This window comes from Nisaea sp. (assembly GCF_034670185.1).
Lineage (GTDB): Bacteria > Pseudomonadota > Alphaproteobacteria > Thalassobaculales > Thalassobaculaceae > Nisaea.
Genome location: NZ_JAXMNY010000006.1, coordinates 104,850 through 115,506, shown reverse-complemented (window position 1 = coordinate 115,506; position 10,657 = coordinate 104,850). Strand labels below are relative to the sequence as shown.

At 62.3% G+C, this 10,657-nt stretch carries 11 protein-coding genes; 4 read left to right on the top strand and 7 right to left on the bottom strand.

Annotation, left to right across the window (positions count from 1 at the left end; all coding sequences use genetic code 11):
- Window positions 1-2 precede the first annotated feature (2 nt).
- Window positions 3-860: a DUF58 domain-containing protein gene (locus tag VOI22_RS20445; RefSeq protein WP_323798298.1), complete on the bottom strand. Its 858-nt coding sequence runs from the start codon at window positions 858-860 to the stop codon at window positions 3-5.
- Between the two features lie 14 nt (window positions 861-874).
- Complete coding sequence (locus VOI22_RS20440; protein ID WP_028466758.1) at window positions 875-1,885, bottom strand: AAA family ATPase; 1,011 nt, start codon at window positions 1,883-1,885, stop codon at window positions 875-877.
- Window positions 1,886-1,970: 85 nt separating this feature from the next.
- On the opposite strand from VOI22_RS20440, the gene VOI22_RS20435 reads away from it, so the two are divergent.
- The 4 genes from VOI22_RS20435 to VOI22_RS20420 are packed head-to-tail and all read left to right on the top strand — an operon-like array spanning window position 1,971 to window position 5,169.
- Window positions 1,971-2,558, top strand: coding sequence for a DUF1285 domain-containing protein (locus tag VOI22_RS20435; protein ID WP_323798297.1), 588 nt, complete (start codon window positions 1,971-1,973; stop codon window positions 2,556-2,558).
- Window positions 2,558-3,178, top strand: a complete 621-nt coding sequence (locus VOI22_RS20430; protein ID WP_323798296.1) for a CoA pyrophosphatase — start codon at window positions 2,558-2,560, stop codon at window positions 3,176-3,178. Before VOI22_RS20435 ends, VOI22_RS20430 begins: the two co-directional genes overlap by 1 nt.
- Before the next feature lie 9 nt (window positions 3,179-3,187).
- A complete protein-coding gene (locus VOI22_RS20425; RefSeq protein WP_323798295.1) occupies window positions 3,188-4,396 on the top strand; it encodes a CCA tRNA nucleotidyltransferase in 1,209 nt (402 codons plus the stop codon).
- Between the two features lie 2 nt (window positions 4,397-4,398).
- Entirely contained in the window at window positions 4,399-5,169 is a 771-nt protein-coding gene (locus tag VOI22_RS20420) for a 2-keto-4-pentenoate hydratase (protein ID WP_323798294.1), read from the top strand.
- Window positions 5,170-5,182: 13 nt separating this feature from the next.
- Here the strand turns inward: VOI22_RS20420 and VOI22_RS20415 are convergent, their stop codons facing one another.
- The 5 genes from VOI22_RS20415 to VOI22_RS20395 all read right to left on the bottom strand — a co-directional run bounded on the left by VOI22_RS20415 (window position 5,183) and on the right by VOI22_RS20395 (window position 10,590).
- On the bottom strand, window positions 5,183-5,746 hold the full coding sequence (locus VOI22_RS20415) for a hypothetical protein (RefSeq protein ID WP_323798293.1): 564 nt from the start codon (window positions 5,744-5,746) through the stop codon (window positions 5,183-5,185).
- A 106-nt stretch (window positions 5,747-5,852) separates the two neighbouring features.
- Complete coding sequence (gene hemF / locus VOI22_RS20410; RefSeq protein ID WP_323798292.1) at window positions 5,853-6,716, bottom strand: oxygen-dependent coproporphyrinogen oxidase; 864 nt, start codon at window positions 6,714-6,716, stop codon at window positions 5,853-5,855.
- 94 nt (window positions 6,717-6,810) lie between these two features.
- Window positions 6,811-7,602 carry a hypothetical protein gene (locus VOI22_RS20405; protein ID WP_323798291.1) on the bottom strand — a complete coding sequence of 264 codons (792 nt, stop codon included), beginning with the start codon at window positions 7,600-7,602 and terminating at the stop codon, window positions 6,811-6,813.
- Between the two features lie 116 nt (window positions 7,603-7,718).
- Window positions 7,719-9,197 (bottom strand): heme biosynthesis protein HemY, encoded by a 1,479-nt coding sequence (locus VOI22_RS20400; RefSeq protein WP_323798290.1) that lies wholly within the window; start codon window positions 9,195-9,197, stop codon window positions 7,719-7,721.
- Between the two features lie 4 nt (window positions 9,198-9,201).
- Window positions 9,202-10,590 carry a COG4223 family protein gene (locus tag VOI22_RS20395; protein ID WP_323798289.1) on the bottom strand — a complete coding sequence of 463 codons (1,389 nt, stop codon included), beginning with the start codon at window positions 10,588-10,590 and terminating at the stop codon, window positions 9,202-9,204.
- Window positions 10,591-10,657 lie beyond the last annotated feature (67 nt).

Below are 10,657 nucleotides of genomic sequence, written 5' to 3'. Positions count from 1 at the left end.
CCTCACCCGTCCTGCCGCGTCATCGCGGTATAGAGCTTGAGCAGGGCGGATTCAGGCGGCTCCGTCGTGACGTGCTGGGCAAAGAACCATCCCGCACTCCGGCAAACATCCTTCAGCTGCGCCCGGTGCTTTGCCAGTTTCTCGATATAGGCGTCCCGCACCCGGTCAGCACGCCGTAGCAAATGCGATGCCTCGGCCTCGGTGCCTTCGAAGCGAATTCGGCCCTGGAACGGAAATGCCTCTTCGGCCGGATCGGTCACCTGCAGCAGGAACCCGGATACACCGGCTGCGGCGTAATGCCCGATGATCCCGGCATAGTCCGCCGCGGGTTCCATGAAGTCGGACACCAGAACCATGACGGCATGGCGTGGCAGGCTTTCAAGGGCAGGAAGGCTCGCGGCACTGTCCCGTGCATTTTCCAGAGTGTTTGCGAAGAGGTTCAGACCGCTCCTGCCGCCGCGTGGCGGTATGCCTTCGCCCAGCAGGGCGATACGCTCCCCGGCCTCGACCAGGAGGGCGCCAAGAGCAAGCGTGAGAAGATCGGTCCGCACCGCTTTTTCAGGCAGGGTCCGATCCGAGGAAAACCGCATAGAAGGTGAGGAATCGCGCCAAAGCCAGACGCTCTGCGACGCTTCCCATTCTGTCTCCCGGACATAGACCTCATCGGTCCGCGCCGTGCGGCGCCAGTCGATCCGGCGGACCGAGTCTGTCACCTGATAGGGCCGGAACTGCCAGAAGGCTTCTCCCATGCCGACGCGCCGGCGGCCGTGCATACCTTGGGAAACAGTCGCAGCAACCCGCTCCGCCGCGACCAGAAGCGGCGGGAATTTTCCGGCGAGTTCTTCGGCATGATGACGCATCGGGGCGCCCCGGCTCAGCGATACGGAGCCAACAGGCGCTGGATGATATCGTCGAGCGAGACACCTTCCGCGCGTGCGGCAAAGTTCAGAGCCATACGATGCCGCAGGACCGGCGGTGCCAGATCAAGCACATCCTCGACCGACGGAGACAGGCGGCCGTCCAGGATGGCACGCGCCCGAACCGCCAGCATCAGCGCCTGGCTGGCGCGGGGGCCGGGCCCCCAGGCCACATGCCGCTTCACCTCGTCCACCTCGGTGGTTTCCAGCCGGCCGGACCGCACGATTTCAAGGATAGCCTCAAGCACGGTTTCACCGACCGGGATCTGCCGCAGCAGTTTCTGCGCATCAATCAGCTCAGCCGCGTTCAGCACCGGTTCGACCTTCGACTCCTCGCTGCCGGTCGTGGCCAGCAACATGCGGCGTTCCGCATCCCGGTCCGGATAGCCGACATCGATCTGCATCAGGAACCGGTCGAGCTGGGCTTCCGGAAGTGGATAGGTGCCTTCCTGCTCAAGCGGATTCTGGGTCGCCAGCACCATGAAAGGCGCCGGCAGATCGTAGGTATGGCCGCCGACGGAGACCGTGCGTTCCTGCATGGCTTGCAGCAGGGCAGACTGGGTCCGCGGGCTGGCACGGTTGATTTCGTCCGCCATCAGGATCTGCGCAAAGACAGGCCCCTTCACGAAGCGGAAATGCCGCTTTCCGTCGTCCGATTCTTCAAGGATTTCCGCGCCGACGATATCGGCGGGCATCAGATCGGGCGTACATTGGATGCGTTTGTCATCAAGCCCAAGAACGGTGCCAAGGGTTTCGACAAGCCGCGTTTTGGCAAGCCCCGGCACCCCGATCAACAGGGCATGCCCGCCGGCAAGAACGGTGGTCAGCGTCTCGTCGATAACCGCACGCTGACCGAAGATCACCGCTTCGATTTGCGCCCTGGCCTTGGCCATGCGCGCGCCGAGTGCATCGATTTTTTCAACTGTGTCGGTTTCAAGCCGATGATCGAGAGTGGAGGAATTGGTCATGGACTCTATACTTCCTTCTTAATCATGAGCTCCGCCGGCAACCGGCGGCGCATAACGAAGAACCCATAGAAGCAGCCAACAACCGATGACCGCATCGAACGCGCCTTCCGATGTCTCCCCCACACCAGATCAGTTAGAGCGTATCGCAGCTGCTGCAACAGGCAAGCGCGAACAACGCAAACAGATCGATATGGGCCACTACGGCATTCGGATCGCCGTAGACGGCACATGGTACCACCAGGGCGCGCCGTTCACCCGCCAAGCCCTAGTAAAGCTCTTCGCAACCATCCTGCACCGCGACGAAGATGGCGGCTACTCTCTCAGAACGCCGGTCGAACGAGGCAAGATCACGGTCGACGACGCTCCCTTTACAATCGTCGAAGCATGGTACGACGATGCGGGGTCAGCGGAAATGACATCTCCGAGACTTATGCTCCGAACAAACCTTGACCTCATTGTGATCGCCGATGCCAAACATTGCATTCGTGTGGTTACCGATGCTGAAACCGGGGAGCCGCGACCCTATATCGATACAGGAAATGGTTTGGATGCCCTGATCCTGCGTCCGGTGTTCTACGATCTGGTGGATCAGGCAGTGAGCCTTGAGCGCGACGGTAAAACCACTCTCGGACTCTGGAGCGACGGCGTATTTCATGAACTCGGTACCATCTGATGCATAATTTCGACAGCAGCCGGCTACGGATGGCGTTTGAAGGGCTTGCCCCACAGGACACGGAAAAAGGCCGCGGCGATCACGACCTGAACCCGGACATGAAGCCGCCGGCCAAGAACCGGCCGGCTTCCGTTCTCATCCCGATTGTGGAGCGCGACGAGGGCCTCACCATGCTGCTGACCAAGCGGTCGGAGGATTTGCCGGTCCATCCGGGGCAGGTCAGCTTTCCGGGGGGCCGGGCCGAGTCCCACGATGACGGCCCTGTCGACACCGCCCTGCGCGAGACCGAAGAAGAAGTCGGCATCCATCGCCGGCACATCGATATTGTCGGCCAGCTCGACCTCTACAGCACCCGCACCGGCTTCGAGATCACGCCAGTGGTCGGCCTGCTCACCCCGCCTTTCGACATGCGGGCCGATCCGATGGAAGTGCAGGAAATCTTCGAGGTCCCGCTCGCATTCTTTCTGGACCGCAAAAATCACGAACGGCACAGCCGGGAATGGAACAACAAGATCCGCAGCTTCTATGCCATGCCCTATGGTGATTATTACATCTGGGGCGCGACCGCCGGAATGCTGGTGAACTTCGTCGACGTGCTACTCCCCCGCGTCGATGCCTGAGTCCCTCTGATGCGCATTTCTCCGCTACCCTGGATGACCAGCCCCGAGACGCGGGCCGTGATGGACGCCCTGAACCAGGACGGCGACATGGCGCGCTTCGTTGGCGGCTGCGTGCGCAGCGCGGTATTGCACTTACCCATCGCGGATATCGACATCGCCACACGTCACACGCCGGAGAAGACAACCGAGCTTCTGAAAGATGCCGGCATCAGGGTTGTGCCGACTGGCCTGCAGCACGGCACGGTGACGGCGGTCATCAATCACGAGCATTTCGAGATCACCACACTTCGACTCGATGTCGAGACCGACGGACGGCGCGCGATCGTCGCCTTCACCGAAGACTGGAAAGAGGACGCGGCCCGGCGGGATTTCACAATGAACGCCATGTTCCTCCGCCCGGACGGCACGCTGGAAGACCCGTTCGGCGGGCACGGCGATGCGCTGAGCGGCCGGGTCCGGTTCGTCGGCGATCCGGCAACCCGCATCCAGGAAGACGTGCTCCGGATTCTCCGCTTCTTCCGGTTCCATGCGCATTTCGGCAAGGACGGTATCGATCCCGTCGGGCTCAAGGCCTGCGCGGACCATGCCGGGCTGATCGAGACCCTGTCCGGAGAGCGGATCGGAGCCGAGTTTCTGAAACTTCTGGCCGCGCCCGGCCCGGGCGCCGTGCTGGAGGCTATGGAATCAGCCGGGATACTGCAAAGCTACCTTCCCGGCCCTTACGATCCGGCTGCCCTCACCCGGCTCATCGCGTTCGAGCCCGAAGTCGCCGACCCCATTCTACGCCTCGCGGCATTCGCGCCGGAGCGGCCCGAACAGACTTTCCGCGCGTCGGCGCGGATGCGGTTCTCAAATGCGGAAGCGGCCCGCTTCACCAGCCTGTCGCAGACGAACCTCGCGGAAATACCCGATGACCCTGCGATCCGCCGGCAGATCTACATCAATGGCAATTTCCTGTTCGAAGATCTCGTCCGGCTCGGCTATGCAAGTGGCGGCTTCGACCGGGAGCAAGCCGAAAACCTCATCGCCCGATCCAAAGATTGGCCAAAACCCGACCTGCCCCTGCGCGGTGCCGATCTCGTGAAAATGGGGATTGCCGCTGGCCCCGGAGTAGGAAACCTTCTGCGGAAAATCGAATCATGGTGGATCGAGCGGGATTTCGGTCCCGGACACGAGGAATGCCTCGCTGAGACCCACCGCATTGCAGGCAAGGAGTAACAATGTCAGACAGAGTGAGTGCCGCAGCCCAGCGGCTGTTCAAAGCTTTCGGGACCGGCACGCCAATCGCGGATCTGCCCGCGGCCGAAGCGCCGCAGACACGTGACGATGCCTTCGCCATTCAGGATGCTACGTTCGATCTCCTCGGTCGGAAGGTGGGCGCCTGGAAAGTCGGCGGCAGTCCCGGAACGGAATCGACCGCATCGCCGATAGCGACCAGCAAGATCTATCCCTCGGGACAGGTGCTCGCCTCGGCTGAGCACCGGAACTTCGGTGTGGAGGCCGAGATCGCCTTCCGGCTCGGCCAGGACTTGCCGCAGCGTGAAACAGACTATGGCCCCGACGATATCAGGGCAGCCGTATCGGACATGATTGTCGCCATCGAGATCGTCGAATCCCGCCTGCTGAACTGGCCGAAGACAGATCCGCTCTGGGCACTGATGGATTTCCAGGCGAATGACTCGCTCGTACTCGGCACCGAGATGCCAGTCCCCGAGGCGCTCGACTTCTCCACTCAGCCCGTTCGCTTGTTGTTCGACGATACAGTCGCCTTCGAGGATACCGGAACCTTCGGCGGCGGCGATCCCTTTGTCCTGATGGCATGGCTCGCCAATCATGCGCCGGGCCGGACAGGCTCCCTCAAGGGGCGTGGATTGAAAGCCGGGGACGTGGTCACAACCGGGTCATGGAACGGCGTTCACTTCGCCAAGGCAGGCACTGCGGCACGGATCGAGTTTGCCGGGCTCGGACAGGCGGACATGCGGTTCGGGTAAAAGGGAAGCCCCGTCAGGCGATGATGCTTAGACCGCCCCCGGAGCGTGGGGCAGGACGGCTGTTCAGGAATTCGAGCACTTGGGTCGACCGGCTGATGCGCTCGTTAAACACCTGAATGTCCTGCTCCGCCGGGTCGATGCTGTAATTTGGAACTTCCAGTGGCTCGCCCGTCAGCCGCTGGGATTCGCTCACCAGCTCGCCGGCCTTCACTCCCTCAGGGCGACCATCAAGGGCGACGCTCTCCGTCGAATCCTCATCCCCCACCGGAACCAGACGGGCTGAAATCGTCAGAGTTCCATCATCCTCCGTCTCTGTGTCCGTCTCTTCAGCCGCTTCTTGCGCCTGTGAAAGATTTGCGGGATCGACAAGCGGACGCGGCGCCAAAGGCGCCGGGCTTTGCCCGGACTCTTCCCGGTTTTCTATCTCTCCGGGAGCCACGGTTGTCACGGGAGCTTCATCGGCTGATGACGTTTCACGGATATCGGCAGCCGAACTGCCCGATCCGGACCGGGAATTGACGACAGCTCTCTCGAGCGCGCTGGTCGCCGTCAGATTTAACGCACCAGAAATGGTCATTAGTCAGCAAGGCCTCAACTACCCCGGCGCCCCCGCACCGGGTCTTAACGGAAGGTTAATTCATCCGCAAAATGAGTCCAACTGAAATAGGAGTATCACTTGGTGTCTAGTCGTCTCCGGGCGCCGGCCAGATAACCATCGGAGGCATACTCATCAGGATAGCCTCAACATTTCCGCCGGTTTTCAGGCCGAAAAGCGTGCCCCGGTCATGGATCAGGTTGAACTCAACATAGCGTCCACGCCGCACCAGCTGATGGTGGCGCTCCTCTTCCGTCCAGTCCTCGTTCATCCGCCGCCGGGCAATCGCCGGATACGTCTCAAGGAACGCCGTGCCGATATCGCGGGTGAAGGCGAAGTCCTTTTCGAAGTCGCTGTCCAGATAGTCATAAAAAATCCCGCCGACACCGCGCGGCTCGTTCCTGTGCTTCAGGAAAAAGTACTCGTCGCACCAGTCCTTGAACTTCGGATAGTAGGCTGGATCGTGCTTGTCGCAGGCAGCCTTGAGGCCGGCATGGAAGGCGTCGGTGTCCACCTGCTCCGGCACCATCGGAGTCAGGTCGGCACCGCCGCCGAACCAGGATTTCGTCGTTGTGATGTGCCGGGTGTTCATATGCACCGCCGGAACCTTCGGCGACTGCATATGCGCGACCAGCGAAATACCCGCCGCCCAGAAGCGCGGATCCTCGTCGGCTCCGGGAATCGACTTGCGGAATTCTTCGGAGAACGTGCCGTGCACGGTCGAGATATTGACACCGACTTTCTCGAAGACCCGGCCTTCCATGACGGACATGACACCGCCACCACCGCCGTCGCGTTCCCAGCTCTTGCGCTTGAAGCGACCAGCCGGGCGGTCTTTCAGAGGCCCCTCGTAATCATCCTCCATACGCTCGAAAGCCGCGCAGATCTGATTACGCAGATTTTCGAACCAGGCGCGGGCCGCGCCCTTTTGTTCTTCGGTGGAGATGTACATGGACCTATCCATTGCTGAACCAACGATGCCGCCCTTCACGGGCTGCGCCCCGGTTTAGCCGGAAGCCGGAAGTCCTGTCGAGAGCCAGGGTGACTCAGACGTCCAGAATACCGCTACCCGGAAAGACCGCGCTCTTCGTGACGTCCTTGGCGCTGGACAGTGCACGGACGCTTTCCGCATCCAGCGTACCGCTCCGGAACAGGCTTTCGATATTCTGCAACGGACCAAGATCCCCGCGCCGGAACGCGGCGAGAGCGTCGCTGACCAGCTTCAGCCTTTCCAGGGCCTGATCGGCCGCCGTCGCCTGGGTCGAGTTCGACGCAGTGGCCGGGTCGTCGAGGACAAACCTTCCGGTGACGATACCGGTCTGCTTCTGCGCATCGGTCAGGGGAAGCTTCTTGCCTTCAAAGGACAATAGCGCCACGTCCTCGGCAGCAATCTTGCCGTCACGGACCAGCCCGACCTCAATGGAAAGCTGGGAAATGCTGGAAAACACATCCCCCCCGCCATCGTCAGTACGCAATTGCTGGCTGACACTGGAAATCCGGATCTGAAAGCCGGAGACAGACGGGTCTTCTCCGGCTTTGCCGAGCAAATCCTTCAGACTGTCGAGGGCGCGTGAAACGGAACCATCCGGGTCGTTTTTCCGGTCGAGAGCACCGAACAGCTTCTCAAGCTCGCCGCCAAGCAGTTCCTGCAGGCCCGCCGTGGTGCGGTCACCGTCGGAGATAGACGCCGAGAAAAGGTTGTTTCCTGTCTCGGCAGTCCGGTAGGTCGGTGATGAAGAAGACGAGGCTGAACTCTTGCTCGTCGCTTCCTGGCCGATAACACGCGGTTGGGCGACCTGCAATTTGGTCAAGCTCGACAGATTGGAAATACTCGTCATCGTACAGGCTCCATTCTGGGCCCTTAAAGATCCGGGGCTTCCTGCCCCTCAAGAGGTATCGCGGGTTTACAATACCCTGAAATCAACCAACAGATTAACTCATAGTGCAGTAAGAGTCACGCGAGACGACGTACCACATCTTCCGGGTTCGGCTCGTCACCAGATGGTTCATCCGGGCGCCCAGACGCCACATTCTCCCCGACAACCGCCTCGGCCGGTGCCGGAGCCTCCGCCGGAACTGACGTTTCGATCAGCGCCGGAGCCGGAACGATATCGGATTCCGGCAGGACGACGAGGGCCGAGACCCGCGGCGGCTGTTTCCAGGTCAGGGTTGCGAAATGACCGCAATTGCCACACGAGACCGTCCAGCTTCCAGAGGTTGCGCCGCAATCGGAGCATGTCCAGGCAGGGTCGGCCGGCGCATTGCTCGCACGCTCCAGAAAACCACGGGCCTGCGCCGCATCTCCGCGTTCCGCCTGTGCCATATAGGCGAGCAATCGAAACACGCTGGCGCTGCGCTCCGCATCCGGGATCGCTTCCAGTGCCGCGCGGGCCACGCCCCAGAGTTCGGCCGCGATGGCCGCCTCGGCGACAGCCAATCGCCCGGCCAGACCGTCAGCCAGCCGATCGGTCAATTTCTGGATGCGTTTCAGCCGCTGGGCAGGGTCGTCATCCGGCCAGAGACCGGCATAAAGTTTTGCAAACGTCGGATGCGGCGCTGCCGACCAGGCATCTTCCAAAAGGCGTTGTGCTTTCTTGTCCCGCCCCTTGACCTGCTCTGCCTCGACCGCGACCTGCACCGCCGGCGGAAAAGCGGGTTCCACCGCTAGCGCCCGCAACGCGAAGTCCGCCGCGCCACCGAGATCGCCGGCTTCCTGCTTCAGCCGGGCGCGTTCCATATCGATGGCCATCCGGTAGCGCTTCGCCTCGCCTTCCGGAATCAGGTCCCGCCGGACAGCGTCGAACAGGGTCTTCTGCGCGCCATCCCAGTCTTCCGCTCCGGTCTCCAGCGTGAACAGGGTACGGGCGACAAACCCCGAATCCGGCCGCAAATCGCGGGCACGGAGCGCAAGCGTAAGGGCTTCGTCCCGATCGCCCGCGTCGAGCGCCTGACGCAGTTTGCCGACCAGACCGACAAATCGGGTTTCCGGACTTTCGGTCAACGCATCGAAATAACGGCCCGCAGCCTCGCTATCACCGCCGAGTGCCGCCGCCTGGGCGGAAAGCAGCCGGGTCTTCGACGGATCATTGAGAAGTTTCTCCGCCCGCTTGGCCTGCTTGCGCGCCTCTTCGGCATCTCCGGCCGCAATCGCCGCCATACCAAGGCTGAGGGCGTTCACACCCTCATCTCGGCGTCGCTCCGCGCGGCGGTCGAAAAACCCGCCAGGCAAGCCGACGATGCCCCGGAACAGTCGGTAGACGACAAGCAGCAGCCAAAGGCACGCCAGCAGCGCCAGCAAGGCAACGCCGAAATAGGTATCGATATGGTAGCCGAGCCAGTCGATAGAGATCTGGCCCGGATTGTCCGCAAGCTGAATGGCCGCGAAGGTGATCGCGCCGACCAGGATGATGAGGCCGAAACAGAATTTCAACATGGCCTTACCCCGCTTCCGCAACGGACGCGAGCGCGGCACCGCGCAGGCGGGCAACCGCCTGATCGACAGCGACACGCGCCTTCGCCGCCGCGACCCAGGCAGACGCCCGTTCCGCCGGAGCGCCGGAAAGCTCTTCAAGTGCGGCAACGGCACCGGCGATATCCCCGGCTTTGACCGCACTCTCGACCCGCACCAGGATTGCATCGACGCCGGGCCCTTCGGCCACATCGGTCCGCCTGATGGTCACCAACGAGGCAACCGTATTCAAGGTTTTCCCCACCAGCCCCTCATCGCTTCCGGCAATCTTGGCTTGGCTTACCGCCTTGGCAAGATCGTTGAAGCGCTGGGTGAGCGAGGTCACTGTTGCAACACCGCCTTCATGCCCTTCAAGCACCGCGAGAGCCTCTGCCGTCTCGGCAGACTCTCCAGAGGCCAGGTCCTTCACCGATGCGAGCTGTGCCGCGAAGCTGCCGGACGTCGTCGTCGCTGCTTCAAGCTGCCCCACCGCGAGCAGCAGCAGGCCAGCGCGTTCACGCTGCGGAGCCCGCTTCTCGGCAAGCTGACGAACCGTCGCCAGATCGGCCTCCAGCCCGGCAATACGCGCACCTGCACCGCTTTCCGCCGTCTCTATCCGGTTTGTCACCGTTTCAAGATCGGACGGTGCAACCGTCTCACGCGATTCCAGGGAGACAATCCGCTCCCTGAGGGAGCCGATCAGATTGAGCAGGGCCTCATTGACCGCAGCGGCCTCCGAGCCGCCTCCGGTTGCGGCGGCAAGCGGCCGGGCCTCAAGCCCATCCAACCGTTGCTCAAGACGATCCAGCCGGGCGGAAAGAGCCGTCACAGCTTCTTTATCGGTATCCGGGCTGCCCGCGATCGCGGCGGATGTCTCCGCAGCGCTTTCGGCTACGGACTGGGCCGCCTCTGCAGTTTCCGCGACGGTGTCGATTTCTTCTTCAAGCCCATCAAGGCGGCTCGCCAGAGCTGTCAGCGGATCGACGACAGGCGCCGGCGCGGGGGCAGCCGTTATGACCGCCGTCGCTGTATTTTCAATGGGTGCGGCGTCGGGTGACGCGCCTTCGAAGAAAGAGATGACGTCGCCGACCGTTCCATAAAAGGCATTGTCCGGCACTTCCGGGAGGGCGAGCGGCAGACCGCTCTGCGACACCACGGCATCCGCCTTGTCCCGCCAGAGCGGATAGAGCGCAGCAGCCACACCGCCCGCGATGATCACCAGCAGGATCAGGAACCCGATCAGCTTGGTGCGCAAGGAGAGGCCCGGCTTTTTCTCAGGGCCATCTGCGGACTCTTCCGAGACCCGCGTCGGCTCAACGTCAATAACGGTGACGTCCTCAGGGTTGGTCTCGCCAGTCTGGCTTTTCGGGTCGGTCATACGTCGGATCTTCCAAACTCAGCGGCGCGCAGTGCACCGCTTCACATTTCAGCCCAGTCACCATCGA